Annotated in this window: 26 protein-coding genes; 14 read left to right on the top strand and 12 right to left on the bottom strand. The window is 57.4% G+C overall.

What is annotated here, in order from left to right:
- Positions 1 to 128: 128 nt before the first annotated feature.
- From ABIC80_RS05375 to pspA, 6 genes are all read right to left on the bottom strand, one after another.
- Positions 129 to 1,190 carry a TIGR01620 family protein gene (locus tag ABIC80_RS05375; protein ID WP_429175862.1) on the bottom strand — a complete coding sequence of 354 codons (1,062 nt, stop codon included), beginning with the start codon at positions 1,188 to 1,190 and terminating at the stop codon, positions 129 to 131.
- Complete coding sequence (locus ABIC80_RS05370; protein WP_429176482.1) at positions 1,187 to 2,584, bottom strand: YcjX family protein; 1,398 nt, start codon at positions 2,582 to 2,584, stop codon at positions 1,187 to 1,189. The genes ABIC80_RS05375 and ABIC80_RS05370 overlap by 4 nt, the downstream gene beginning before the upstream one ends.
- A gap of 70 nt (positions 2,585 to 2,654) precedes the next feature.
- Positions 2,655 to 2,897, bottom strand: a complete 243-nt coding sequence (gene pspD / locus ABIC80_RS05365) for a phage shock protein PspD (RefSeq protein ID WP_429175861.1) — start codon at positions 2,895 to 2,897, stop codon at positions 2,655 to 2,657.
- Between the two features lie 9 nt (positions 2,898 to 2,906).
- Positions 2,907 to 3,266, bottom strand: coding sequence for an envelope stress response membrane protein PspC (gene pspC, locus ABIC80_RS05360; protein WP_094419804.1), 360 nt, complete (start codon positions 3,264 to 3,266; stop codon positions 2,907 to 2,909).
- Positions 3,266 to 3,490, bottom strand: coding sequence for an envelope stress response membrane protein PspB (pspB, locus tag ABIC80_RS05355; protein WP_023478697.1), 225 nt, complete (start codon positions 3,488 to 3,490; stop codon positions 3,266 to 3,268). Before pspB ends, pspC begins: the two co-directional genes overlap by 1 nt.
- Before the next feature lie 52 nt (positions 3,491 to 3,542).
- The gene (pspA, locus tag ABIC80_RS05350) at positions 3,543 to 4,211 is read right to left on the bottom strand and encodes a phage shock protein PspA (protein ID WP_042714795.1); all 669 of its coding nucleotides are present in this window, start codon (positions 4,209 to 4,211) and stop codon (positions 3,543 to 3,545) included.
- 152 nt (positions 4,212 to 4,363) lie between these two features.
- On the opposite strand from pspA, the gene pspF reads away from it, so the two are divergent.
- The 10 genes from pspF to pdeR all read left to right on the top strand — a co-directional run bounded on the left by pspF (position 4,364) and on the right by pdeR (position 17,317).
- A complete protein-coding gene (gene pspF / locus ABIC80_RS05345; protein WP_429175859.1) occupies positions 4,364 to 5,368 on the top strand; it encodes a phage shock protein operon transcriptional activator in 1,005 nt (334 codons plus the stop codon).
- 98 nt (positions 5,369 to 5,466) lie between these two features.
- Complete coding sequence (sapA, locus tag ABIC80_RS05340) at positions 5,467 to 7,098, top strand: ABC transporter substrate-binding protein SapA (RefSeq protein ID WP_094419802.1); 1,632 nt, start codon at positions 5,467 to 5,469, stop codon at positions 7,096 to 7,098.
- On the top strand, positions 7,095 to 8,060 hold the full coding sequence (sapB, locus tag ABIC80_RS05335; protein ID WP_054803435.1) for a putrescine export ABC transporter permease SapB: 966 nt from the start codon (positions 7,095 to 7,097) through the stop codon (positions 8,058 to 8,060). The genes sapA and sapB overlap by 4 nt, the downstream gene beginning before the upstream one ends.
- Positions 8,047 to 8,937 carry a putrescine export ABC transporter permease SapC gene (sapC, locus tag ABIC80_RS05330; protein WP_023478710.1) on the top strand — a complete coding sequence of 297 codons (891 nt, stop codon included), beginning with the start codon at positions 8,047 to 8,049 and terminating at the stop codon, positions 8,935 to 8,937. Before sapB ends, sapC begins: the two co-directional genes overlap by 14 nt.
- Positions 8,937 to 9,929 carry a putrescine export ABC transporter ATP-binding protein SapD gene (sapD, locus tag ABIC80_RS05325; RefSeq protein WP_094419800.1) on the top strand — a complete coding sequence of 331 codons (993 nt, stop codon included), beginning with the start codon at positions 8,937 to 8,939 and terminating at the stop codon, positions 9,927 to 9,929. Before sapC ends, sapD begins: the two co-directional genes overlap by 1 nt.
- Position 9,930: 1 nt before the next feature.
- A complete protein-coding gene (gene sapF, locus ABIC80_RS05320) occupies positions 9,931 to 10,737 on the top strand; it encodes a peptide ABC transporter ATP-binding protein SapF (RefSeq protein WP_023478701.1) in 807 nt (268 codons plus the stop codon).
- A 122-nt stretch (positions 10,738 to 10,859) separates the two neighbouring features.
- Positions 10,860 to 11,648, top strand: coding sequence for an enoyl-ACP reductase FabI (gene fabI / locus ABIC80_RS05315; RefSeq protein ID WP_023478625.1), 789 nt, complete (start codon positions 10,860 to 10,862; stop codon positions 11,646 to 11,648).
- Positions 11,649 to 11,825: 177 nt separating this feature from the next.
- Positions 11,826 to 12,986 (top strand): CMD domain-containing protein, encoded by a 1,161-nt coding sequence (locus ABIC80_RS05310; RefSeq protein WP_429175858.1) that lies wholly within the window; start codon positions 11,826 to 11,828, stop codon positions 12,984 to 12,986.
- A 110-nt stretch (positions 12,987 to 13,096) separates the two neighbouring features.
- Complete coding sequence (locus ABIC80_RS05305) at positions 13,097 to 15,031, top strand: exoribonuclease II (protein ID WP_200580246.1); 1,935 nt, start codon at positions 13,097 to 13,099, stop codon at positions 15,029 to 15,031.
- 294 nt (positions 15,032 to 15,325) lie between these two features.
- On the top strand, positions 15,326 to 17,317 hold the full coding sequence (gene pdeR, locus ABIC80_RS05300; RefSeq protein ID WP_429175856.1) for a cyclic di-GMP phosphodiesterase: 1,992 nt from the start codon (positions 15,326 to 15,328) through the stop codon (positions 17,315 to 17,317).
- Here the strand turns inward: pdeR and ABIC80_RS05295 are convergent.
- On the bottom strand, positions 17,314 to 18,183 hold the full coding sequence (locus tag ABIC80_RS05295; protein WP_094419797.1) for a crotonase/enoyl-CoA hydratase family protein: 870 nt from the start codon (positions 18,181 to 18,183) through the stop codon (positions 17,314 to 17,316). The genes pdeR and ABIC80_RS05295 overlap by 4 nt on opposite strands.
- 190 nt (positions 18,184 to 18,373) lie before the next feature.
- Here ABIC80_RS05295 and ABIC80_RS05290 point away from each other — a divergent pair, with 190 nt between their 5' ends.
- The 3 genes from ABIC80_RS05290 (at position 18,374) to osmB (ending at position 19,877) form a co-directional block, all read left to right on the top strand.
- Positions 18,374 to 18,556, top strand: coding sequence for a hypothetical protein (locus ABIC80_RS05290; protein ID WP_042715404.1), 183 nt, complete (start codon positions 18,374 to 18,376; stop codon positions 18,554 to 18,556).
- 88 nt (positions 18,557 to 18,644) lie between these two features.
- Positions 18,645 to 19,403, top strand: coding sequence for a DNA-binding transcriptional regulator YciT (locus ABIC80_RS05285; protein WP_200133608.1), 759 nt, complete (start codon positions 18,645 to 18,647; stop codon positions 19,401 to 19,403).
- Between the two features lie 255 nt (positions 19,404 to 19,658).
- Entirely contained in the window at positions 19,659 to 19,877 is a 219-nt protein-coding gene (gene osmB / locus ABIC80_RS05280; protein WP_034812242.1) for an osmotically-inducible lipoprotein OsmB, read from the top strand.
- Positions 19,878 to 19,984: 107 nt separating this feature from the next.
- Here the strand turns inward: osmB and yciH are convergent, their stop codons facing one another.
- From yciH to pgpB, 5 genes are all read right to left on the bottom strand, one after another.
- Complete coding sequence (yciH, locus tag ABIC80_RS05275; protein WP_429175854.1) at positions 19,985 to 20,311, bottom strand: stress response translation initiation inhibitor YciH; 327 nt, start codon at positions 20,309 to 20,311, stop codon at positions 19,985 to 19,987.
- The gene (gene pyrF, locus ABIC80_RS05270; RefSeq protein WP_305208324.1) at positions 20,308 to 21,048 is read right to left on the bottom strand and encodes an orotidine-5'-phosphate decarboxylase; all 741 of its coding nucleotides are present in this window, start codon (positions 21,046 to 21,048) and stop codon (positions 20,308 to 20,310) included. Before pyrF ends, yciH begins: the two co-directional genes overlap by 4 nt.
- Positions 21,049 to 21,236: 188 nt before the next feature.
- A complete protein-coding gene (lapB, locus tag ABIC80_RS05265) occupies positions 21,237 to 22,406 on the bottom strand; it encodes a lipopolysaccharide assembly protein LapB (RefSeq protein ID WP_094419792.1) in 1,170 nt (389 codons plus the stop codon).
- A gap of 6 nt (positions 22,407 to 22,412) precedes the next feature.
- Positions 22,413 to 22,721 (bottom strand): LapA family protein, encoded by a 309-nt coding sequence (locus ABIC80_RS05260; RefSeq protein ID WP_094419791.1) that lies wholly within the window; start codon positions 22,719 to 22,721, stop codon positions 22,413 to 22,415.
- 140 nt (positions 22,722 to 22,861) lie between these two features.
- The gene (pgpB, locus tag ABIC80_RS05255) at positions 22,862 to 23,626 is read right to left on the bottom strand and encodes a phosphatidylglycerophosphatase B (RefSeq protein WP_242388202.1); all 765 of its coding nucleotides are present in this window, start codon (positions 23,624 to 23,626) and stop codon (positions 22,862 to 22,864) included.
- 194 nt (positions 23,627 to 23,820) lie between these two features.
- Between pgpB and ribA the strand changes: the two genes are divergently transcribed.
- Positions 23,821 to 24,408: a GTP cyclohydrolase II gene (gene ribA, locus ABIC80_RS05250; protein WP_023478838.1), complete on the top strand. Its 588-nt coding sequence runs from the start codon at positions 23,821 to 23,823 to the stop codon at positions 24,406 to 24,408.
- Positions 24,409 to 24,438: the final 30 nt, after the last annotated feature.

The following is a 24,438-nucleotide window of genomic DNA, read 5'->3' as shown; positions in this document are numbered from 1 at the left end:
TTCATTCACGTAATGAAAGGATGATATGCCACTTAACGGTCGGCAGGAAGATGTCTGTCAACAAATATTGACAGCCTGCGGAAAAAAGCGGCGCGGCGGCGTAAAGATAAGCGCGCAGCGCCTGCTTTCTAACCGGCTGTGCCGGAAGATTTGCCTTTCTGTAGCGTCTCTTTGACCTGAGTGATCAGCTGACGGCGGAAATCGCCCAGCCGGGGTTTGTCACCATCGATCCACGGCAGCGGACGGCAAAGCTCCATCGCTTTAATACCGAGGCGCGCGGTAAGCAGACCGGCACCGATCCCCTGCGCTGCGCGCGCTGAGAGACGCGCGGCAAGATCCTGCGACATCCAGTCCATCCCCACTTCGCGCACCAGTTCGCTGGCTCCGGCAAAAGCCATGTTCAGCAGCACCAGGCGAAAAAGACGCAGGCGGCTGTAATAACCCAGCTCAATACCATTGAGCGCGGCAATGCGGTTAATTAAGCGCAGATTGCGCCAGGCGATAAAGGCCATATCGACCATCGCCAGCGGGCTGACGGCGATCATCAGCGTCGATTCCGCCGCCGAGCGGCTGATTTCACGCCGTGCTTGCGCATCCAGCACTGGCTGCACCAGGTGAGCGTAGAGCGTAACGATTTCGCGGTCGCTCTGGGTTTCATGGATCGCCGCGTACCAGCGCTGCAAGGCGGGATGAGACTTATCCAGCCCCGCCTGCTGCGCCAGCTTTTCGCAAAAGGCGCGCCCTTTGCCGGTGCCGTGGCTCTGCAACAGTTCGCGGGCTTCATCGCGCTCGTGCGCGCGCTGACGTAAACGCCACAGCCGCCGCCACTCGCTGGCAATCGATCCGACACCTGCGCCGACGATCAGCGTCCCCGCCGCGCAGCCGCCAAGGGCTACCCAGTCCTGGGTCTGCCAGGCATTCATCGCCCATTGCACGCCCTGACCAATCACGGTAATGCCTGCCAGCGCCAGCCCGGCGGTGACCATTTTGCGCCATAACGTGCGCTTCGGGCGCAGCGCGGCTTCAACCACCGCTTCCGCCGGCCCCTCTTCGGGCAGCTCCTCAACGGCGACCGGCGCAAACTTCTCGGCAGCGAGAGCGTCAAAGCGCTGCGCCTGTTTAAACTGCTCCTGCGCTGGCGTCTCCAGCGGCCCGGTGAAATCGATACGCGGTTTTAGCGGCTCGGTCATCGCAATTTATCTCCCAGTAAAAATTCCAGCGCGGCATCCAGCCGGATGTGCGGCAACGGCGAATCGACATCCATCATCTGCGGGCGAAACGCCTCGAAATTGAAGCCCTGCTTCTCCCAGAATGCCTGCCCCGGCAAGCGCGGCGGCACTTCGCCGGGATAGAAGGTGAGTGGCGAACCGTCGCTTAATCGGCGACCGCGTAACGCCGGGATCGTCTCGCCGTTAACCTCAATCAGGCCGCTCTGCGTCGCCTGAATGGAAGCCAGACCCATGCAATCCATGCTGATGCCTTCAAAGGCGGCATTTTGCCACGCGTCCTGAATCAGCTGTTGCAGGAGCGACACCATATTGGCGTGCTGATCGACGGTGATGTGGTCCGCCTTGGTGGCAGCAAAGAGCAGCTTATCGATCACCGGAGAAAAGAGGCGGCGAAACAGCGTCCGCTGGCCGTAGTGGAAACTCTGCATCAGTTGAGTAAGCGCGAGGCGCATATCGTTAAAGGCCTGCGGGCCGTTATTGAGCGGTTGCAGGCAGTCAACCAGCACGATCTGGCGGTCAAATTTCAGGAAGTGGTTTTTATAAAAGCCTTTTACTACGTGGTCGCAATAGTACTGATAGCGTTCGCGCAGCATCCCGGCGTTGGTGTGCCTGTCGGCCTGCGCCAGCTTCGCTTCGCCGGTGCCGTCAACATCCGGCCACGGGAAAAACTGTAATGCCGGTGCGCCTGCCATATCGCCCGGCAGCACAAATCGCCCCGGCTGGATAAAGTGCAGCCCTTCGCGCTTGCACTGATGAAGGTACTCAGTCCAGGCAGCGGCGATCTCCGCCAGCCGGTTCTCATCGGCGGGCGCGAGCGGATCGAGCCCGGCGCAGAGCGCGCGCCACTTCTCAGACCATGCCTGACGCTGCCCGGTAAGCAGGCCGGTCATCTGCCGCGACCAGCTCAGGTAATCCTGCGCCAGCATCGGCAGATCGAGCAGCCATTCGCCGGGGTAGTCGACAATTTCCAGATAGAGAGTGGAAGTCTCTTTAAAGTGACGTAACAGCGAATCGCGGGAGCGAAAGCGCAGCGCGAGGCGGATTTCACTCACGCCGCGCGTCGGGGTTGGCCATACCGGCGGCGAGCCGTAAAGCTGGGCCAGCCCTTCATCGTAGGTAAAACGGGGAATACCGAAATCACGCTGGGGAACGCGTTTAACGCCGAGTAAGCGCTCTTCGCGCACCGCGCTGAACAGCGGCAGGCGCGCGCCCGTGTGAATTGAGAGAAGTTGATTAACCAGCGCGGTAATAAACGCGGTTTTACCGCTGCGGCTAAGGCCGGTCACCGCGAGACGGAGATGCTTGTCCATGCCGCGGTTGACCAGCGAGTTGAGTTCGTTTCGTAATCGTTCCATCGCCATGCGTATGCGCCCTTAAATCCAGAAGAGTCCTGCTCACTATGAGATATGGGCGGCGACGCAGTTGTCAACGCTTACGCGTAACAGGCTTGTTATCAAAGCGGCGGGAGAGCTTGTTCGCCGCGCGCTTGAGAAGCGGCTCCAGTGCGAATGCCAGCACCATTTTCAACGGTCGACGGGCAACGGATTTTACCGCCCAGCCCGCCACGCCCGCAGGTCCAACGCGCAGAGCGGTCAGCAACATCAGTTTGCCGACCAGCTTGAGGCCGGGTTTGACATTGCGGTTTAGCTGTTGCCAGTGTCGATTCATATTCACCTCTTAAAGCTGACGAAAACGGCTACGCAGCGAGAACGTATCGGATGTGACATAACGCTCCATCTGGCGCAAACGGCTCTCGCCGGCGGCCAATTGCGCATCTACCGCATCCAGCAACTCGCTGTTGCTGGCGGGCACCTCACCTTCAGTGTAGTTATCCGGCAGCGGATCAAGCGCAAAATAGAGCGCGATATAGGCCACGACGACAAAGAAAAAGAGGCCAAACAGCATCGCCAGCACGGTGACGATACGCACCAGTCTGACCTGGATATCGAGATATTCCGCGATACCGGCGCAGACGCCGCCGAGCTTACCGCGCTGCGGAATACGCCATAATTTTTTATTCAGATTTAGGGTAGCCATCAGCGATCTCTCCAGTTTGGATGTTCTGCATCCAGAATATCTTCCAGCGCCTGAATGCGTTCGCGCATGCGCGTTGCTTCATCCGTCAGCTGCAGCAAACGTTGCTGCTCGTTCTGGTTAAGCGCACCGCGTGAAGCGCGGTTGTTGTAGTGCAGCCATAACCAGACCGGTAAAACAAACAGAATGAATAACGTCAGGGGTATAGCCAGAAAAAGCGTGCTCATGTGTACTCCTTACAGGGATGCCAGCGGCATCTTCTGATGCCGCCGCTCGTTATTATTGGTTGTCCTGTTTCATTCTGGCTTTCAGTTGCGCCAGTTGCTCGCTGATTTCATCATCTGCCTGCAGATCGGCAAACTGCTGATCCAGCGGTTTTTGCTTACCAAAACCGTGGCTTTCCGCTTCGGCTTCCATCTGGTCGATACGACGTTCGAAGGATTCGAAACGTGCCATCGCTTCATCCATTTTGCCGCTGTCGAGCTGACGGCGAACATCGCGCGAGGAGCTTGCCGCCTGGTGACGCAGGGTCAGCGCCTGCTGGCGGGCACGGGTTTCGCTCAGTTTGTTCTCCAGCTCGCCAACTTCTTTCTTCATACGCGCCAGGCTTTCGTCAACCAGCGTCACTTCCTGCTCCAGCGTCTCGATAAGCGTGGTCACTTTCTGTTTTTCGATCAGCGCCGCACGCGCCAGATCCTCTTTCTCTTTACGCAGTGCCAGTTCGGCTTTTTCCTGCCATTCAGCCTGCTGTGCGCTCGCCTGCTCAATACGGCGCGTTAACTGTTTCTTTTCAGCCAGCGCACGTGCAGAGGTGGAGCGCACTTCAACCAGCGTATCTTCCATCTCCTGAATCATCAGGCGGACCAGTTTTTGCGGATCTTCCGCTTTCTCCAGCAGCGAGTTGATGTTGGCGTTCACGATGTCGGCAAAACGAGAAAAAATACCCATAATCTAATCCTCTTGATTTCTGTTATCGGGCTGAGCCCTGCTGCCTGATTAATACAATCTCCGTGCCAACTTTTCATCTGCTTGATTATAAAGGGAATGAATGATTTTACCTTAACCATAACTTAGACTAGAGTGGTTAAAGAGACCAACTTGTGGCGAATTTCATCATGGCAGAACAGAAAGATAACCTTCTTGGCGAAGCCAACAGCTTTATTGAGGTGCTGGAACAGGTTTCCCGCCTTGCACCGATCGATAAACCGGTGCTGATTATCGGCGAGCGCGGCACCGGTAAAGAGCTGATTGCCAACCGCCTGCACTTCCTCTCCTCGCGCTGGCAGGGGCCGTTTATCTCCTTAAACTGCGCGGCGCTGAATGAAAACCTGCTCGACAGCGAACTGTTTGGTCATGAAGCGGGCGCCTTTACCGGCGCGCAGAAGCGCCACCCTGGCCGTTTTGAGCGCGCCGACGGCGGCACGCTGTTTCTGGATGAGCTGGCGACCGCACCAATGCTGGTGCAGGAGAAACTGCTGCGGGTGATTGAGTATGGCGAACTGGAGCGCGTCGGCGGCAGCCAGCCGTTACAGGTTAATGTGCGACTGGTGTGCGCCACCAACGCCGATCTGCCGCAGATGGTGCAGGAAGGAACCTTTCGCGCCGACCTGCTCGACCGGCTGGCGTTTGATGTGGTGCTGTTACCACCGCTGCGCCAACGCCAGAGTGACATCATGCTAATGGCTGACCATTTCGCCATCCAGATGTGCCGCGAACTGCATATGCCGCTCTTTCCCGGCTTTACGGAGCATGCCCGCGACGTGCTGATGAACTATGGCTGGCCGGGAAACATCCGCGAGCTGAAAAACGTGGTGGAACGATCCGTATACCGTCACGGCAGCAGCGACACGCCGCTGGACACCATTATCCTCGACCCTTTCCGCCGCGATGTGAGTGAGAAAGCGCCAGCGCCGAGGCAAGAAAATCGCGCAACTTCGCTGCCAGAGCTGCCGCTGGACCTGCGTCAGTTTCAGCTCGATCAGGAGAAAAGCCTGCTCGAGCAGAGCCTGCATCAGGCAGAATTTAATCAGAAACGGGCGGCAGAGCGGCTTGGTTTAACCTACCACCAGCTACGCGCCCTGCTGAAAAAGCATCAAATACGCTGAAATCGTCGACAATAACAGCAGTTGTCCGCAGACATTTGTACGTAGCCCAGGTAAGTGCGATACACTTTGCCCATTACTTTAAAACCGTTGAAAAAATCATGCGTCTGGTTTTCTCTTCCCTGCTTTTCACCGCACTGCTGGCGACCGGTACGGCTCAGGCTGCGCCCGCGGCCACGTCAGATATCCGCGAAAGCGGCTTTGTCTATTGCGTGAATGGCCAGGTTAATACCTTTAACCCGCAAAAAGCGAGCAGCGGGCTAATTGTCGACACCCTCGCCGCGCAGCTTTATAGCCGCCTGCTGGATGTGGATCCTTATACTTATCGTCTGGTGCCGGAGCTGGCGGAGAGCTGGGAGGTGCTGGATAACGGCGCGACCTACCGTTTTCGCCTGCGCAGCGGCGTCAATTTCCAGCATACCGCGTGGTTTACCCCCACCCGCACGCTGAATGCTGACGACGTGGTCTTTACCTTCCAGCGCATTTTCGATCGCCACCATCCGTGGCATAACGTCAATGGCGACAGCTTCCCCTATTTCGACAGCCTGCAATTCGCCGACTCGGTGGAGAGCGTGCGCAAGCTGGATAACCGTACCGTCGAGTTTCGCCTGAAAAAACCGGATGCCTCCTTCTTATGGCACCTTGCCACCCATTACGCTTCGGTGATGTCGGCAGAGTACGCCGCGCAGTTGCAAAAAATTGACCATCAGGAGCTGATTGACCGCCAGCCGGTCGGCACCGGGCCATTCCAGCTGGATGAGTATCGCGCCGGGCAGTACGTTCGGTTACAACGTCACGAAAAATTCTGGCTCGGCAAACCGCTGATGCAACAGGTGGTGGTCGATCTCGGCTCGGGCGGCACCGGACGTTTATCGAAACTGCTCACCGGCGAGTGCGATGTGCTGGCATGGCCTGCTGCCAGCCAGCTGACCATTTTGCGTGACGACCCGCGGCTGCGTTTAACCCTGCGCCCGGGGATGAACATCGCCTACCTGGCGTTCAATACCAACAAACCACCGCTCAATAACCCGGCGGTGCGCCACGCGTTAGCCCTGTCGATCAATAACCAGCGCCTGATGCAGTCGATTTACTACGGCACGGCGGAGACTGCGGCGTCGATCCTGCCCCGCGCGTCGTGGGCGTACGATAACGATGCCAAAATTACCGAATATGACCCGAAACAGGCCCGCGAGCGCCTGAAAGCGCTGGGGCTGGAGAACCTCACCCTGCAACTGTGGGTGCCAACCAGCTCGCAGCCCTGGAACCCCAGCCCGCTGAAAACCGCCGAGCTGATTCAGGCGGATATGGCGCAGGTCGGCGTGAAAGTGGTGATTGTGCCGGTTGAGGGGCGCTTCCAGGAGGCGCGCCTGATGGACATGAACCACGACTTGACGCTCACCGGCTGGGCGACGGACAGTAACGATCCGGACAGCTTCTTCCGCCCGCTGCTCAGCTGCGCGGCGATTGATTCGCAAACCAACTTTGCCCACTGGTGCCAGCGCGAGTTTGATGAGGTGCTGCAAAAAGCGCTCGCCTCGCAGCAACTGGCGTCGCGCATCGATGAGTATGATGAAGCCCAGCAGATCCTCGCCCGCGAACTGCCGGTGCTGCCGCTCGCCTCCTCCCTGCGCTTGCAGGCATACCGGTACGATATTAAAGGCCTGGTGCTGAGTCCCTTTGGCAGCGCCTCTTTCGCTGGCGTGTCGCGGGATAAAAAAGAGGTGTCGCCGTGATTATTTTTACTTTGCGTCGTTTGCTGCTGCTGCTGGTCACCCTCTTTTTACTGACCTTTGTTGGCTTCAGCCTGAGCTACTTTACCCCCCATGCCCCCTTGCAGGGCGCGACGCTGTGGAATGCGTGGATCTTCTGGTTTAACGGCCTGCTGCACTGGGATTTTGGCGTCTCAAGCATTAACGGACAGCTGATCTCCGAGCAGTTGCAGGAAGTTTTCCCGGCGACCATGGAGCTCTGTATTCTCGCCTTTGGCTCGGCATTGCTGGTCGGTATTCCGGTGGGAATGCTGGCAGGAGTCATGCGTGGTCGCTGGCAGGATAAAGCCATCAGCGCCGTGGCGCTGCTCGGCTTCTCCATTCCGGTCTTCTGGCTGGCGCTGCTGCTCACCCTCTTCTTCTCTCTCAATCTCGGCTGGCTGCCGGTCTCCGGGCGTTTTGACCTGCTGTATGAAGTGAAAACCGTCACTGGTTTTTCGCTGATTGATGCCTGGATTTCTGACTCGCCGTGGCGCGATGAGATGCTGATGAGCGCCCTGCGCCACGTCATCCTGCCGGTGGTGACGCTGGCGGTGGCACCGACCACCGAAGTGATCCGCCTGATGCGTATCAGCACCATTGAGGTCTTTGAGAAAAACTACATTAAAGCGGCGGCGACGCGCGGTTTGTCCCGCTTTACCATTCTGCGCCGCCATGTGCTGCACAACGCCCTGCCGCCGGTGATCCCGCGCCTGGGGCTGCAATTCTCCACCATGCTGACGCTGGCGATGATCACCGAAGTGGTCTTTAGCTGGCCGGGGCTGGGCCGCTGGCTGATCAACGCTATCCGCCAGCAGGATTATGCCGCGATCTCCGCCGGCGTGATGGTTATCGGTTCATTAGTGATTATCGTCAACGTGCTCTCCGATATTCTTGGCGCGCTGGCGAACCCGTTAAAACATAAGGAATGGTATGCCTTACGATAGCGTCTACAGCGAAAAACGTGCGCCCGGCGCGCTGCGTACCGCGTGGCGCCACTTTTATGGCGATCCCACCGCGATGATCGGCCTCTATGGCTGCGGCGCGCTGGCGCTGCTCTGCCTGTTCGGTCACTGGTTCGCCCCTTACGGCATCGACCAGCAGTTTCTTGGCTACCAGCTGCTGCCGCCGTCGTGGTCGCGCTATGGCGATGTGTCCTTTTTCCTCGGCACCGACGATCTCGGCCGCGATGTGTTAAGCCGCCTGCTGAGCGGCGCGGCGCCTACCGTTGGCGGCGCATTTCTCGTCACGCTCGCCGCCACGGTGTGCGGGCTGCTGCTCGGCGTGTTCGCCGGGGCAACGCACGGCCTGCGCTCGGCGGTGCTGAACCATATTCTCGATACCCTGCTTTCGCTGCCAACGCTGCTGCTGGCGATTATTGTCGTCGCCTTTGTCGGCCCGCATCTCTCCCATGCGATGTTTGCCGTCTGGCTGGCGCTTTTGCCGCGCATGGTGCGTTCGGTCTACAGCCTGGTGCATGACGAGCTGGAGAAAGAGTATGTTGTCGCCGCCCGTCTTGATGGCGCGTCGACGATGAATATTTTGTGGTACGCGATTCTGCCGAATATCACTGCCGGTATGGTGACGGAGATTACCCGCGCGCTGTCGATGGCGATCCTTGATATTGCCGCGCTGGGCTTTCTCGATCTCGGCGCGCAGCTCCCCTCCCCGGAGTGGGGCGCGATGCTGGGCGATGCGCTGGAGCTGATTTATGTTGCGCCGTGGACGGTGATGCTGCCGGGCGCGGCGATTATGGTGAGCGTGTTGCTGGTTAACGTGCTGGGTGACGGCATCCGTCGCGCCATCACTGCGGGGGTGGAGTAATGCCGCTTCTTGATATCCGTAACCTGACCATTGAAGTCAAAACCGGCTCTGAATGGGTGAAAGCGGTTGACCGCGTCAGCCTGACCCTTGCCGAGGGTGAGATTCGCGGGCTGGTGGGTGAATCCGGCTCCGGTAAAAGCCTGATTGCGAAAGCGATCTGTGGCGTTACCAAGGATAACTGGCGCGTCACGGCGGACCGTATGCGCTTTGATGATATCGACCTGATGCGCCTCTCGGCGCGCGAGCGGCGCAAGCTGCTGGGCCACAACGTGTCGATGATTTTCCAGGAGCCGCAATCCTGTCTCGATCCCTCCGAGCGCGTCGGCAAGCAGCTGATGCAAAACATCCCGCGCTGGACCTTTAAAGGCAAGTGGTGGCAGCGCATGGGCTGGCGCAAACGCCGGGCGATTGAGCTGCTGCACCGCGTCGGCATTAAAGATCATAAAGATGCGATGCGCAGTTTCCCTTACGAGCTCACGGAAGGCGAATGCCAGAAAGTGATGATCGCCATTGCGCTGGCCAACCAGCCGCGTCTGCTGATTGCCGATGAGCCGACCAACGCCATGGAGCCGACCACCCAGGCGCAGATTTTCCGCCTGCTCGACCGGCTGAACCAGAACAACAACACGACCATCATTTTGATCAGCCACGATTTGCAGATGCTGAGCAAATGGGCCGATCGTATCAATGTGATGTACTGCGGGCAGACGGTTGAGACCGCACCGAGCGAAGATCTGATCGCCACGCCGCATCACCCCTATACCCAGGCGCTGATCCGCGCGATTCCCGATTTTGGCAGCGCGATGCCGCACAAAAGCCGCCTGAATACGCTGCCAGGCGCGATTCCGCTGCTTGAGCAGCTGCCGATTGGCTGCCGCCTCGGGCCGCGCTGCCCCTATGCTCAGCGCAAATGTATTGAAACCCCGCGGCTTGCAGGACCGCGTAATCACCTGTTTGCCTGCCATTTCCCGCTGAATATGGAGAGTGAGTGAGATGGTTGAAACCTTGCTTGAAGTGCGCAACCTGAGCAAAACCTTCCGCTACCGCACCGGCTGGTTCCGCCGCCAGACCGTGGAAGCGGTCAAGCCGCTCAGCTTTACCCTGCGTGAACGGCAGACGCTGGCGATTATTGGCGAGAACGGCTCCGGAAAATCGACGCTGGCGAAAATGCTGGCGGGAATGATTGCCCCTACCGCCGGTGAACTGGTGATTGACGATAAGCCGCTGCATTATGGCGATTACACCTTCCGCAGCCAGCATATCCGCATGATTTTTCAGGATCCGACCACCTCGCTTAACCCGCGCCAGCGCTTGTCGCAGATCCTCGATTTTCCACTGCGCTTGAATACCGATCTCGAGCCGGAAGCGCGGCGTAAGCGCATCCTTGAAACCCTGCGCATGGTCGGCCTGCTGCCGGATCATGTCAGCTATTACCCGCACATGCTGGCACCGGGGCAGAAACAGCGCCTTGGGCTGGCGCGCGCGCTAATCTTGCGCCCGAAAGTGATTATTGCCGATGAAGCGCTGGCCTCGCTCGATATGTCGATGCGTTCGCAGTTAATCAACCTGATGCTGGAATTACAGGAGAAACAGGGTATCTCTTATATCTATGTCACCCAGCATATCGGCATGATGAAACATATCAGCGATCAGGTGCTGGTGATGCATCAGGGGGAAGTGGTGGAGCGCGGCAGCACCGCCGATGTGCTCGCCTCGCCGCTGCACGATCTCACGAAACGCTTAATTGCCGGCCACTTTGGCGAAGCATTAACCGCCGACGCCTGGCGAAAAGACCGCTGAGACAAACCTTTCAGTGGTCGGATTAACGGAGACGGCGACTCATGATAGAATCGCCGCGTTTTAACGACGCTCGCCCCAACAGAGCCGCGAGCGCCACAACAATGAATATAAGGATTAAAGCTATGGGTTTTCTTTCCGGTAAGCGCATTCTGGTGACTGGCGTAGCCAGCAAACTCTCCATCGCATACGGCATCGCGCAGGCTATGCATCGCGAAGGCGCAGAGCTGGCGTTCACCTACCAGAACGACAAGCTGAAAGGCCGTGTTGAAGAGTTTGCCGCCCAGCTGGGTTCCAGCATCGTGCTGGAGTGTGATGTGGCGCAAGATGAGAGCATCGACGCCCTGTTTACTGACCTGGCGAAAGTCTGGCCAAAATTTGACGGCTTCGTGCACTCCATCGGTTTCGCACCGGGCGATCAGCTGGACGGCGACTATGTTAACGCCGTAACCCGTGAAGGCTTCAAAATCGCTCACGACATCAGCTCCTACAGCTTTGTGGCGATGGCTAAAGCCTGCCGCGAAATGCTGAACCCGGGCTCCGCGCTGCTGACTCTCTCCTACCTGGGCGCAGAGCGCGCTATCCCGAACTACAACGTGATGGGTCTGGCGAAAGCCTCTCTGGAAGCGAACGTGCGCTATATGGCGAACGCGATGGGTCCGGAAGGCGTGCGCGTCAACGGCATCTCCGCGGGTCCGATCCGCACCCTGGCGGCTTCCGGTATCAAAGACTTCCGTAAAATGCTGGCACACTGTGAAGCGGTTACCCCGATCCGTCGCACCGTGACCATCGAAGACGTCGGCAACTCCGCGGCGTTCCTCTGCTCTGACCTCTCTGCCGGTATCTCCGGTGAAGTGGTTCACGTCGACGGCGGTTTCAACATCGCTGCGATGAACGAGCTGGAAATCAAATAATTCCCCAATGCCCCTTCTGCCGAAGGGGCGTTTTTTTATGCCTTTCTGATATTTGTTATCACCTAACAATCTTTTATCCCGCCTCCCCCTTACGCCAGGATTAAGCAGCACCACCGATCCGGCAAGCTAAGACCTGACGTCGTCCCCGGATCGCCACTTTGAGACCAAGGAACGACCATGGAACAACGCCGGATTGCAGGCAAAAGCCACTGGTATCATGAGACCCAGTCAAGCGCCAGCCGGGTACACGCGCTACCGTTGGTTCCCGAAGCCGCTACCGTTAATGACCCCTTTCTGCTCGACCTCACTGTGCCGGATGATCTGCATGGCGATGTCGAGGCCATTGCCGCGCCCGCACGCAAACTCTACGCCCTGCTCTTTCCGCAGCGTGTACAGACGACGCGACTGCGCACCTTCAGCGCCTACGATCGGCTCAGCACCGCGCTCACCGTGGCGCAGGTGTTTGGCGTCCAGCGTTTGTGCAACCACTACGCCGCACGGCTCGCTCCTCTGGCGGCACCCGACTCATCGCGCGAGAGCAACTGCCGGCTGGCGCAAATTACGCAATATGCGCGTCAGCTTGCCGCTTCGCCGTCGGTGATTGATACCCGGGCCCGCCAGCAGCTTGAAGAGGTGGGCCTGACGCTGTTCGATATTGTGCTCTTCAATCAGATAGTTGGATTTATCGCCTTCCAGGCGCGGGTGCTCGCCATTTTGCAGGCGCTGCTGGGACAACCGGTGCGCTATATTCCCGGCATGGAGACGCAGCCGCCCGCCGACGCGAGCCTGTTTGCCGATGAAAACGCGGGCTGGCAACCAGCGATTGAGGGGGTTGACCAACGAGTTTCAAACGCCGCGCAGATGGGCTCCCTTGCCCACTGGCAACCCCTGCCCGAGCTGCGCCAGCTTGCGCCGCTACTGGCGCATGAGCATCTGCTGCTTAACGAGCTGGGCGAGATTTGCCAGCAGGTGAACGCCATTACGCCGAATAAAACGCTGGGCTGGCTGGTCGGTGCCTCTACAGCGCGGATCAATGGCAGCACCGGCTGTTTTGCTGAACGGCTGCAGCGCGGCGTTCACGCTGCCGGGCTGCGGGAAGCGCTGCGCCAGGGCGAACCTGCCCTCAGCGCCTTTCTGGCGGATAACGATAAAGAGCGCGCGCTGGTGCAAGCGGTGCAGGTGCTGACCTGCGCGCCGGACAGATTCAGCCCCGCTCAGCTTGCAGCACTCTCAGATGCGGGTTTTAGCCCTCAGGCCGCATTCAGCCTGCTGCTGCGCTGTGCCCTGTGCGGCTGGATCAACCGGCTTAAGATCGCTCTCGGCGAGCCTGCGGCGTAAGGCTATAAACCGGGCGGCGCGCAGGAGATTTTGCTGAAACAGCGCTTGCTGCAACAGGCGGAATCGCGTAAAACTGTCAGCCGCTCTTTTAGCCACGAAAATAGATGATTATGCTCCAGGATAACCCGCTGCTCGCGCAGCTTAAACAGCAGCTCCACTCTCAGACACCGCGTGCAGAAGGTGTTGTTAAAGGCACCGAGAAAGGCTTCGGATTTCTGGAAGTCGATGCTCAAAAAAGCTATTTCATCCCGCCGCCGCAGATGAAAAAAGTGATGCACGGCGATCGGATTGTTGCCGTTATTCACACGGAAAAAGAGCGCGAAAGCGCGGAGCCGGAAACGCTGGTCGAGCCTTTTCTGACCCGTTTCGTGGGCAAAGTGCACAAAAAAGATGACCGCCTGTCGATTGTGCCGGATCATCCTTTACTCAAAGACTCCATCCCCTGTCGCGCCGCGCGCGGCGTGGAGCATGATTTTAAAGAGGGTGACTGGGCGGTCGCCGAGATGCGCCGTCACCCGCTGAAAGGCGATCGCGGCTTCTACGCGGAACTCACGCAATTTATCACCTTCTCTGACGACCACTTCGTGCCGTGGTGGGTAACGCTTGCCCGTCATAACCTCGAAAAAGAGGCGCCGAACGGCGTGGCAACAGAGATGCTGGATGATGGCCTGCAGCGTGTCGATTTGACCGCGCTTGATTTCGTCACCATCGACAGCGCCAGCACCGAAGATATGGATGATGCGCTTTACGCCGAAGAGCTGGCGGATGGCAAGCTGCAGCTGACCGTGGCAATTGCCGATCCTACCGCGTGGATTGCTGAAGGCAGCAAGCTTGATGATGCGGCGAAAATCCGCGCCTTCACCAACTACCTGCCGGGCTTCAACATCCCGATGCTGCCGCGCGAACTCTCTGACGATCTCTGCTCCCTGCGCGCTAACGAAGTGCGTCCGGCGCTGGTCTGCCGCATGACGCTGGACAGCGACGGCACCATTGAAGAGAACATTGAATTCTTCGCCGCCACCATCGAATCAAAAGCCAAACTGGCCTATGACGATGTCTCTGACTGGCTGGAAAACCGCGGCGAGTGGCAGCCTGTTAATGACGCCATCGCCTCGCAGATCCGTCTGCTGAAACGCGCCTGCGATTTGCGCGGCCAGTGGCGTCAGACCCATGCGCTGGTGTTTAAAGACCGTCCGGATTACCGCTTTGTGCTGGGCGAAAAAGGCGAAGTGCTGGATATCGTTGCCGAGCCGCGCCGCATTGCCAACCGCATCGTTGAAGAGTCGATGATTGCCGCCAACATCTGCGCCGCGCGCGTGCTGCGCGACAAGCTGGGCTTTGGTATCTACAACGTCCATTTAGGTTTTGACCCGGCGAACAGCGAGCAGCTGGTGGCGATGCTGAAAACCCACGGTGTTGAAGTGAAGGCTGAAGAAGTGCTGACGCTGGAAGGCTTCTGCAAACTGCGCCGTGAACTCGACGCGCAGCCTTCCGGCTTCCTCGACAGTCGCATTCGTCGCTTCCAGTCTTTCGCTGAAATCAGCATCAATCCAGGCCCGCACTTTGGCCTGGGGCTGGACGCTTACGCGACCTGGACCTCACCGATCCGTAAGTATGGCGATATGGTCAACCACCGCCTGCTGAAAGCGATCATCAAAGGTGAAACGCCGGTGCGTCCGCAGGATGAGACCACCGTGCAGATGGCGGAACGCCGTCGCCTGAACCGTATGGCCGAGCGCGATGTCGGCGACTGGCTCTATGCCCGTTTCCTGCAAAACAAAGCCGGCACCGACACCCGCTTCGCGGCAGAGATTATCGATGTCAGCCGCGGCGGCATGCGCGTTCGCCTGGTGGATAACGGCGCGGTCGCCTTTATCCCGGCTCCGTTCATTCATGCCGTGCGTGATGAGCTGGTGTGCAGCCAGGAGAGCGGCACCGTGCAGATCAAAGGCGAAGTGGTGTTCAAAGTGACGGATGTCATTGATGTCACCATCGCCGAAGTTCGGATGGAAACCCGCAGCGTGATCGCCCGTCCGGTGATGTAACGCTTCTACGCTCCTTCCCGTTCGGGAGGGAGCGCTTTTCTGGCAATATATCGCGCATTTTTAAGCACTTTCCCTCCCACAAATAGCGAAAACCGACCACACTTCTCATCATGCAGCGGTTTGTTTACCGCCCACATTTGCGTGCGGCAGCCGTCTCTGCTTTTCCACACCAGGTAACGCTTTACTCAACACTCCTATAAAAACAATACGTTAACGGAGAACCGTCCTGTCATTAATGGCGGTTGTCGGTCATCAACAGGTGCCCGTCCTGTGGCGGGTAGGTTGGGAGAACGCATGAGAGAGACGCAGGAACAGAGCGTGCTGTTTCGCTATCTGGGTTCACACAGTCCTTACTGGCGGCTTACGGCTGACAGCAATGCCCTGCATTTCGCCCCTGAAGAGCATGCCGATACGACGCAGGTGGTCGCGCTGACCGATGAGCAGGCGGCACAGATCCGCGCGATGACGGTGATCACCTCCAGCCTGACCATGCCCCTCACCCTGTTTGGCGAAGAGGTGACGGTTCACCTTGTCGGGCGCAAAATTACCCGAAACGCCTGGGCGGGTAGCGCATCGGCATGGGACGATACCCAGGCTGTCGCTCGCGATCTGGTGCAGGGTCTCTCCTTTGCAGAGCAGGTGGTGTCGGAAGCCAATTCAGTGATTGTGATCCTCGACCGGCTGGGCAACATACAGCGTTTTAACCGCCTGAGCGAAGAGTATACCGGCCTGAAAGAGCACGAGGTGATTGGGCAGAACGTCTTTAAGCTGTTTATGAGCCGCAGTGAAGCGGCGGCCTCAAAGCGCAATATCACCCAGTTTTTCCGCGATGGATCTTCTTATGAAGTGGAGCGCTGGGTAAAGACGCGCAAAGGCCAGCGGCTGTTTATCTTCCGCAATAAGTTTGTGCACAGCGGCAGCGGCAAAAATGAGGTTTACCTTATCTGCTCCGGTACCGACATTACCGAGGAGCGCCACGCCCAGGAGCGGCTGCGGGTGCTGGCGAATACCGATACCGTTACCGGTTTACCCAATCGCAACGCTATTCAGGATCGCATCAGCGATGCGATTGCCGCACGCGGCAATACTCAGGTCGGCGTGGTCTATCTCGATCTCGATAACTTTAAAAAAGTGAACGATGCCTACGGGCATATGTTTGGCGACCAGCTGCTGCAGGCCGTTGCGCTGGCCATATTAGGCTGTCTTGATGAGGGCCAGGTGCTGGCGCGTCTTGGCGGCGATGAGTTTATCGTGCTGGCGACGAATACCTCGCAAATGGCACTGGAAGCGATGGCCTCGCGAATCTTGTGTCGACTGCGCGCGCCGTTCCGCATCGGGCTGATTGAGATCTACTCCGGCTGCTCGATTGGTATCGCCCTCGCCCCTGAACATGGCAACGATCGCGAAAATCTGATCCGCAATGCCGATACTGCGATGTATACCGCCAAAGAGAACGGTCGGGGCAAGTTTTGCGTGTTTTGTGCCGAGATGAACCAGCGGGTATTTGAGTACCTTTGGCTCGATACCAACCTGCGCAAGGCACTGGATAAAGAGCAACTGGTGATTCACTACCAGCCGAAAGTGAACCGGAATGGCGAAGTGCGCAGCCTCGAAGCGCTGGTGCGCTGGCAGTCGCCCGAGCGCGGGCTGATCCCACCGCTCGATTTTATCTCCTACGCCGAAGAGTCCGGCCTGATTGTGCCGCTCGGCCGCTGGGTAATGCTGGATGTGGTACGGCAAGTGGCGCAATGGCGCGACCAGGGGATTAACCTGCGCGTGGCGGTGAATGTCTCTGCCCGACAGCTGGCCGATCAGACCATCTTTAGCGATCTGAAACGAGCGCTCAGCGAGCTTCATTTTGCTGACTGCCCGATTGATGTTGAATTGACCGAAAGCTGCATTATCGAAAACGAAGCGCTGGCGCTCTCGGTGATCCAGCAGTTCAGCGCGTTGGGATCGCAGGTGCATCTGGATGACTTTGGAACCGGCTACTCCTCCCTCTCGCAGCTGGCACGCTTTCCCCTTAACGCTATCAAACTCGACCAAAGCTTCGTGCGCGATATTCATCAACAACCGATTTCGCAATCGCTGGTGCGCGCGATTGTCGCGGTGGCGGCAGCGCTTAATCTACAGGTGATTGCTGAAGGGGTGGAGAGTGCGCAGGAGGATGCGTTTTTGACCGACAACGGCGTCCATGAGCGGCAGGGGTTTCTGTTCGCCAGACCGATGCCCGCTGCCGCGTTTGAACGTTGGTTTACACGCTACCAGCCACGCAAGGCGCGTTAACCGGCTTTACTGAGCGCAACCGCCGTATGGCGGTTTTGCAACAGCACCAGGCGCTCCATATAGGCGATATCTTTCGCTTGCAGGCAGAAGGCGGCATCTACCCAATCTTCCGTGATATCCATTAGCTCACTGCGTGGCAGTTGCAGCACGCGCTGGCGCGCCCTGAGCATGGCACGCACGCCATTCAGGCGCGGTTGCAGCGTATCGATAAAGGTACGCACGGCCATAAAGCCTTGCCCCTCTTCAAACGCGATATCGACCAGCCCTTTTGGCGCATACCACTCCGCCGAATGGGACTCCCCTTTGTAGATAAGCTCTTCAGCCAGTTTCATCCCCGCACGGCGGGCGACTAAAGAGTAGGCCCCCATGCCGGGAAAGAGGTTAAAGGCGATCTCCGGGAAACCGAGACGCGCATCGCGTTGCGCCAGCACAAAATGGTGCGCCAGCGCGGCTTCAAACCCACCGCCGAGCGCGCTGCCTTCGATCATCGCCAGCGAAATTGCGCCGGTGTCAAAACCGCGTGAAGCGGCATGCACACAGTCAACGCAGGCGCGGGCATAAGCGCGCAACGCTTCTCGCCGCCCGTTTTTGATGCACTCGACAAAAAAATGCAGATCGCCGCCGGTATTGAACATACCGGGAACCAGCGATCCGGTGACCCAGAAGTCGACGGCAAATCCGCTCTGCCTGACCAGCCAGGAGAGGTTCATGATCTCCTCAATCAGTTGGTGGTTGAAGCAGGGTCGCGGCCTGGCGCGCAGCATCATCCACACGGTGCGCCGCTCCTCTTCGTAAAAACCTGAGAGTTGCGTGAAACGTTGTTCATCGGTAAAGAGTTTGCAGGTCGGTTGATTACTTATCGTCATTGCGTATTCCTCCAGATAGTGCGCGTTGCGCGCCTGAAAAGACTACGTCACGCGCTGAACCGACCACGGGCGGAGGGATGAATATATACTTCATGCAGAGAAGCCGTTGAGATGTGGTTTTTTCCCTTCTCTTTTTAAACGCTTTTCTGCATCATTGAATTTATTCGTTTTTCGATATGAAGGTGAAGGTATGGCAGAGATCGATGTAAAACAGCTGGCCGCCCGGATCGATACCGTGCTTGATATTCTGGTGGCCGGAGATTATCAGTCCGCTATCCGTAATCTGGAAATTCTGAAGACGGAGCTGCGGGATCTCGATAACAGCGACCAGCCCCCACACTCAGGCACGCAGAAAACGCCCTGGGAAATTTAAGTAATCTCTTTTCGCCATGACGCGGCAGCCGGGAATGCCACCGCAGTCGTGGCGATTTACATTCGCGCGAAAGATAAAAAGTGTGGCTATGAATTCCCGACAACAACTTATTTTGCAAACGGTCATCGACAAAGGTCAGATGAGCGTCGCCGATCTTGCTCGTATGACCGGCGTTTCTGAAGTGACGATTCGCCAGGATCTGAATACGCTGGAAAAGCAGAGCTATTTACGTCGCACCCACGGGTTTGCCGTGCCGCTCGACAGCGAAGACGTCGAAACGCGCATGCTGACTAATTATGCCGTTAAGCGCGAGCTGGCTGACTTTGCCGCCTCGCTGGTCAGCGCCGGTGAAACGGTGTTTATTGAGAACGGCAGCAGCAACGCCCTACTCGCCCGCAAACTCGGCGAGCAGCGGGACATCACCATCATTACTGTCAGCAGCTATATTGCGCATCTGCTGAAATCGGCGCAGTGCGAAGTGATTCTGCTCGGCGGCATTTACCAGAAAAAGAGCGAAAGCATGGTGGGACCGCTGACGCGCCAGTACATTTCCCAGGTGCATTTCAGCAAAGCCTTTATCGGCATTGATGGCTGGCAGCCGGAAACGGGCTTTACCGGGCGCGACATGATGCGCACCGATGTGGTGAACGCGGTGCTGGAAAAAGGCAGCGAGGCGATTGTGCTGACGGACAGCTCAAAATTCGGCGTCGTACACCCCTACACGCTTGGCCCGGTTGACCGCTTTCAGCGGGTGATCACAGATGACGCCATTTCCGCCGAGGCACAGCGCCAGCTTCAAGCGGCGGGGTTAATTATCGATATTGTTCAAACTCCATCCAACGCCTGATCCCTTTGCCCGTGAAAACGGGCTATCCCTCTCTTTTCTGAGACGATTCTGAGTATTTTATTAAGAGTTTTTACCTGGTTTGTTGCGTGCCGCTGCGTAAAATTATTATCAGCGATATAACAGGGAGTAATTATCACTCAGGTGATTGCATTACCCCTGCGCAGCAAGGTTTCACGGAAGATCTTTGAGATTATTTCTAAGACTATACTTAGAGAGCCTCTGGTTCCGTGAATCGATTATTCAGGAGAAAGTATGATGATGTTAACAAGTAAAAAAATGGCCGCGGCAGTACTGGCAGTTACCCTGGCAATGTCTCTGAGTGCTTGTGGTCACTGGGATAAACGTTCTCGTAACACCGCGATTGGCGCGGGTGCGGGTGCGCTTGGTGGTGCTGTATTAACAGACGGCAGCACGCTCGGCACGCTGGGCGGCGCGGCAGTCGGCGGTATTATTGGCCATCAGGTCGGTAAATAATTAGTCGGTACTACGGCAAATAAATATCAAGAAATCTACTTTCTTTCAGGTCTGATTTAAAAAATAGGTAAATAAAAGGCCGCGTTATTCACGCGGCCTTTCTTTTTTTAGCCTCCGGCAAGTTTTACTTTCATGCCTTTTGCTTCCAGCAGTGTTTTAAGCAGATCGCGTTTATCACCCTGAATCTCAATAACACCCTCTTTCACCGCCCCGCCACAGCCGCATTTTTTCTTCAGCTCGGCCGCCAGTTTGCTGAGCGACTCGTCATCAAGATCGATGCCGGTGATTAAACAGACGCCTTTGCCTTTACGTCCGCTGGTCTGGCGCTGGATGCGCACAATGCCATCGCCTTTTGGGCGCTCTACGGCTGCTTTCTCTTCATCAATGCGCCCGGTTTCGGTGGAGTAGACCAGACGGCTGTTGTTATCGCTCATGCTCTCCCCTTGCCTAACGAGGCGTTGATTACTTTCAGGGTTTGCGCCGGATCGGCAGATTGCGTAACCGGGCGGCCAATCACCATGTAATCGACGCCTGCCTGCAACGCCTGCTCGGGTGTCATAATCCGGCGCTGATCGCCTGCGTCGCTGCCCTGCGGGCGAATTCCCGGCGTGACCAGTTTAAATGCCTGACCAAGCTCGCTTTTGAAACGCACCGCTTCCTGCGCCGAGCAGACGACGCCATCAAGCCCGCACTGCTGAGTGAGACGCGCCAGGCGTTCGGCATGCTCCGCAGGGGTGGCGGTAATGCCGATATCCTGCAAATCGCTCGCTTCCATGCTGGTTAACACGGTAACCGCAATCAGCAGCGGTGCATCTGCGCCAAATGGCAGCAGCGCCTCTTTGGCTGCGGTCATCATGCGCGCGCCGCCCGAGGCGTGGACGTTGACCATCCAGACGCCAAGATCGGCCGCCGCTTTTACCGCATGCGCGGTGGTATTAGGGATGTCGTGAAATTTCAGGTCGAGGAAGATATCGAAACCGCGCTGCTGCAACTCGCGCACGAATTGTGGCCCGAAGAGCGTGAACATCTCTTTGCCCACTTTCAGTCGGCAATCGCGCGGATCGATGCGGTCTACAAAAGCCAGGGCGCTGTCGCGGTTGGCGTAATCGAGGGCGACAACGACCGGAGAGTCGGTAACCGCGCGGGAAGTCGATAAAGCAGTGGACGTCATGATCAGACCTTCTGAAATGAGGGCACCCGCTCAGGCGCAAAATGGATAAACGGGCAGCATTCTACCTGCGCCGCGAGCGAAATGACAGTTCCCCTTACCTGCAAAGCGCTGACCGCACAGGAGTTGATGAAACCGTCTGAAAAAAACTCGAAAGTATGTTGTAACTAAAGAAGGTGTTTTTAAAAAAATTACTGTCCGTCGAGACCGCGAATTGGTTTAACCGTCGACCAGGCGCGGCAGGATGGGCAGTGCCAGTACATGGTATAGGCCGTAAAACCGCATTTATGGCAGCGATAGCGCGGCTTGCTGCGTACCTGCTCGCCGACCATCTCGCGCAGTACCATCAGACTCTCTTTCGCGCGCCCCTCTTCCGCTTCGTTGAGGTGGTAGTCCATCAGTTTATGGAAAACACGCATAGTCGGATGACGCTGTAGCTGGCGCGTGACGTATCCCTGCGCGGCATCTGCCCCCTCACGACGCTCAACGATCTCTGCCAGCATCAGCTCGGCAGCGGCACCGGTATTCTCTTCGACGCAACGCTGCAGGAAAGCGGCCCACTCGTCGGTTTTACCCAACTGCAGATAGCAGGTTTGCAGCATCTCCAGCGTTTCGCTGACCAGGTCTTTATCCTGATCGATCACCTTCAGCAGGCTATCTACCGCTTTCGCGTAATCGCCGCTGGCCATAAAGACGCGCCCCATCATAATGGATACACGCGCGCTGTCGCGATCGGCTGCTGCGCCCTTCTTCAGCAGCGCCATGGCGCGATCCATATCTTCATTACCCATCTGCTGCAGCGCGAGCTCGCAGTAGAAGTGGGCGATTTCACCGCGCTGCTTATCTTTACCGAGCTTCACAAGGCGTTCAGCGACGTCGATCGCTTTCTGCCATTCGCTGGTCGCCTGGTAGATCTGCAGCAGCTGTTGCAGCGCGCTGACGCGAAAATCGGTCTCATCCACCAGTTGGTTAAACATATCTTCGGCGCGATCGTACATCCCGGCCGCCATATAATCGCGGCCAAGCTGCTGCACCGCTAACAGGCGCTGATCGTAAGAGAGGGAGGCGCTCTCCATCAGGGTTTGATGGATGCGGATAGCGCGGTCAACTTCGCCGCGCGAACGGAACAGATTCCCGAGAGTAAGGTGCGCCTCAACCGTGCCGGTATCCTCTTTCAGCATATCGAGAAAGAGGTCTACCGCTTTATCCTGCTGATTGCTCAGTAAAAGGTTAACCCCGGCAACGTATTCACGCGACAGCCGGTTAGCCTCATCCTGTTTAGTTTGTTGAGCATTTCTGCGCCCCATGTACCAGCCATAGGCCGCTGCGACAGGCAACAACAGAAACAGCAACTCCAGCATAGAATATTATTCCTTCACCGCCGGCGTGCCGGGCGTAACCGGAACATCCGCGGCGGGAGTAAGCTGCTGTTCGAGGCGTTTGATTTTACGTTCGGCACGGGCGAGAGAAACACGCACGCGTAACCAGAAGAGACCGCAAATCAGCCAGCCGATAGCGAAGCCGGTAGCAAACAGCACGGCCAGCAGCGTAGAGATGCGATATTCACCCTGTGCAAGGAGATAATTAAACGTGACTTGCTGATCGTTTTGCGCACCAAGCGTAATCGACACGACAAAAATCGCTAACACCAGTAGAAAAATGAGTAAATATTTCACATTACATCCCGTTATGTGGTTCGTGCGATGAATTTATGTGCAACTGACTGCCACAAGCCTTATAAACTACCATTTTAGCGCCCGCCGCGAAATGGGGATGCATAATGTTAATTTCTGATTTGCGGCCAAAATGATGGAAATCAAGTCTCGCTGTCACGCTCGACGATCTCCGGCACCTCTTCCGCTGGCGGCGTGAGCGGCCCGCAGATGCGCTGCGCCAGCCATGTCGCCAGCGTCACCAGAATCCAGGATATAAGCGTCGCGACCGCTAAATCGCGCGGCCAGTGCATGCCGAGCAACAGACGGCTGCCCATCACACTCGTCGCCCAGGCGAGCAGAATCACGATAGTCCATGTCCTTCTGCGCGGCCACAGCAGCCCGACGCCAAGCAACGCCCAGCTTGCCGCGAACATGGTATGCCCGGACGGAAAGGCAAAGCCGGTCTCTTTTTGCCAGTGGTGGCGTAAAAAAGCGGGAATATCATGCTGGCTGGCGAGCTGCTCTTTTACCAGCGCGCCGCGCTCTTTGCGCTTCAGGCTGTAGAAGTGATCGGTTGGGACGGCGTGCTCTTTTTCCAGCCATAAGACGAAGGGACGTGGCTCCTGCACCTGCCCTTTGACGAAGGATTTCACCCCCTGCCCGGCCACAATCGCGCAGCCGAGGATGACAAAAAGCATCAATGCGGCTTTAAGGCGAAAACGTAAGCACCACAGGAACCAGGCACAAAGTACAACGTGGGTGATGATGCCCCAGGGCTGCGTCACCGTTTCGGTCATCCAGAAGAGCACACGCAGCCACCAGTGGTTTTGCCCGGGCTCCCAGTGCCAGCCGGAGATCCAGACCGCCAGCGGCATAATTAATAAAATCGCCGCACCGGCGGTTGTTCGCTTAGCAATAGACAGCATCTCATCTCCTTGTGCGTAAGTGACACAATCATAACCGAAAAATGACAGTTTCGCTGAAACGGCGCATTTGTGCGTTTATGCGGTATTCACCGCGCAGATGTAGGCGTCGTCAGGCAGCTTGTGGCAAAATGGCGCGACTCAGAAAACTTACAGGTTAACGGTGCGCGCGGCGCCCAAATAATCCGGAGATTCACATGCAACTTAAACGTGTGGCAGAAGCCAAACTGCCAACCCCATGGGGCGACTTCCTGATGGTGGGTTTTGAAGAACTGGCAACCGGACAGGATCATGTGGCCCTGGTCTATGGTGATATTTCCGGGCAGTTGCCCGTTCTCGCACGTGTGCACTCCGAGTGTTTGACCGGCGATGCGTTGTTCAGCCTGCGCTGCGACTGCGGCTTCCAGCTTGAAGCGGCGCTGAATCACATTGCCGAAGAGGGCCGCGGTGTCCTGCTCTATCATCGCCAGGAGGGCCGTAACATCGGCTTGCTGAATAAGATCCGCGCCTATGCGTTGCAGGATCAGGGCTATGACACCGTCGAAGCCAACCATCAGCTTGGCTTTGCCGCCGACGAGCGTGACTTCACCCTCTGCGCCGATATGTTCAAACTGCTGGCGGTAGATGAAGTGCGTCTGCTGACCAATAACCCGAAGAAAGTGGAGATCCTGACCGAAGCCGGGATCAATATCGTCGAGCGCGTGCCGCTAATTGTGGGGCGCAATCCGGAGAACGAGCACTATCTCGATACGAAAGCGGAAAAGATGGGACATCTGCTGAAGTAATAAAAAAAGGCCTGCAGAAGCAGGCCTTTT

Origin of the sequence: Kosakonia sp. 1610 (genome assembly GCF_050435845.1) — a bacterium.
GTDB classification, from domain to species: domain Bacteria; phylum Pseudomonadota; class Gammaproteobacteria; order Enterobacterales; family Enterobacteriaceae; genus Kosakonia; species Kosakonia cowanii.
Note: the sequence above shows the minus strand (reverse complement) of the source record. Positions and strands in the feature narration are given on the sequence as shown.

Bases quoted from the DNA above. Each gene is read 5' to 3' on its own strand.
- pspA (WP_042714795.1), bottom strand. From the start codon at position 4,211: ATGGGTATTTTTTCTCGTTTTGCCGACATCGTGAACGCCAACATCAAC.
- lapB (WP_094419792.1), bottom strand. From the start codon at position 22,406: ATGCTGGAGTTGCTGTTTCTGTTGTTGCCTGTCGCAGCGGCCTATGGC.
- sapD (WP_094419800.1), top strand. From the start codon at position 8,937: ATGCCGCTTCTTGATATCCGTAACCTGACCATTGAAGTCAAAACCGGC.
- ABIC80_RS05305 (WP_200580246.1), top strand. From the start codon at position 13,097: ATGCTCCAGGATAACCCGCTGCTCGCGCAGCTTAAACAGCAGCTCCAC.
- yciH (WP_429175854.1), bottom strand. From the start codon at position 20,311: ATGAGCGATAACAACAGCCGTCTGGTCTACTCCACCGAAACCGGGCGC.
- pgpB (WP_242388202.1), bottom strand. From the start codon at position 23,626: ATGCTGTCTATTGCTAAGCGAACAACCGCCGGTGCGGCGATTTTATTA.
- ABIC80_RS05375 (WP_429175862.1), bottom strand. From the start codon at position 1,190: ATGACCGAGCCGCTAAAACCGCGTATCGATTTCACCGGGCCGCTGGAG.
- sapF (WP_023478701.1), top strand. From the start codon at position 9,931: ATGGTTGAAACCTTGCTTGAAGTGCGCAACCTGAGCAAAACCTTCCGC.
- ABIC80_RS05310 (WP_429175858.1), top strand. From the start codon at position 11,826: ATGGAACAACGCCGGATTGCAGGCAAAAGCCACTGGTATCATGAGACC.
- ABIC80_RS05290 (WP_042715404.1), top strand. From the start codon at position 18,374: ATGGCAGAGATCGATGTAAAACAGCTGGCCGCCCGGATCGATACCGTG.
- ribA (WP_023478838.1), top strand. From the start codon at position 23,821: ATGCAACTTAAACGTGTGGCAGAAGCCAAACTGCCAACCCCATGGGGC.
- sapA (WP_094419802.1), top strand. From the start codon at position 5,467: ATGCGTCTGGTTTTCTCTTCCCTGCTTTTCACCGCACTGCTGGCGACC.
- osmB (WP_034812242.1), top strand. From the start codon at position 19,659: ATGATGTTAACAAGTAAAAAAATGGCCGCGGCAGTACTGGCAGTTACC.
- ABIC80_RS05285 (WP_200133608.1), top strand. From the start codon at position 18,645: ATGAATTCCCGACAACAACTTATTTTGCAAACGGTCATCGACAAAGGT.
- ABIC80_RS05295 (WP_094419797.1), bottom strand. From the start codon at position 18,183: ATGACGATAAGTAATCAACCGACCTGCAAACTCTTTACCGATGAACAA.
- sapC (WP_023478710.1), top strand. From the start codon at position 8,047: ATGCCTTACGATAGCGTCTACAGCGAAAAACGTGCGCCCGGCGCGCTG.
- pyrF (WP_305208324.1), bottom strand. From the start codon at position 21,048: ATGACGTCCACTGCTTTATCGACTTCCCGCGCGGTTACCGACTCTCCG.
- pspC (WP_094419804.1), bottom strand. From the start codon at position 3,266: ATGGCTACCCTAAATCTGAATAAAAAATTATGGCGTATTCCGCAGCGC.
- pspD (WP_429175861.1), bottom strand. From the start codon at position 2,897: ATGAATCGACACTGGCAACAGCTAAACCGCAATGTCAAACCCGGCCTC.
- pspB (WP_023478697.1), bottom strand. From the start codon at position 3,490: ATGAGCACGCTTTTTCTGGCTATACCCCTGACGTTATTCATTCTGTTT.
- ABIC80_RS05370 (WP_429176482.1), bottom strand. From the start codon at position 2,584: ATGGAACGATTACGAAACGAACTCAACTCGCTGGTCAACCGCGGCATG.
- pdeR (WP_429175856.1), top strand. From the start codon at position 15,326: ATGAGAGAGACGCAGGAACAGAGCGTGCTGTTTCGCTATCTGGGTTCA.
- fabI (WP_023478625.1), top strand. From the start codon at position 10,860: ATGGGTTTTCTTTCCGGTAAGCGCATTCTGGTGACTGGCGTAGCCAGC.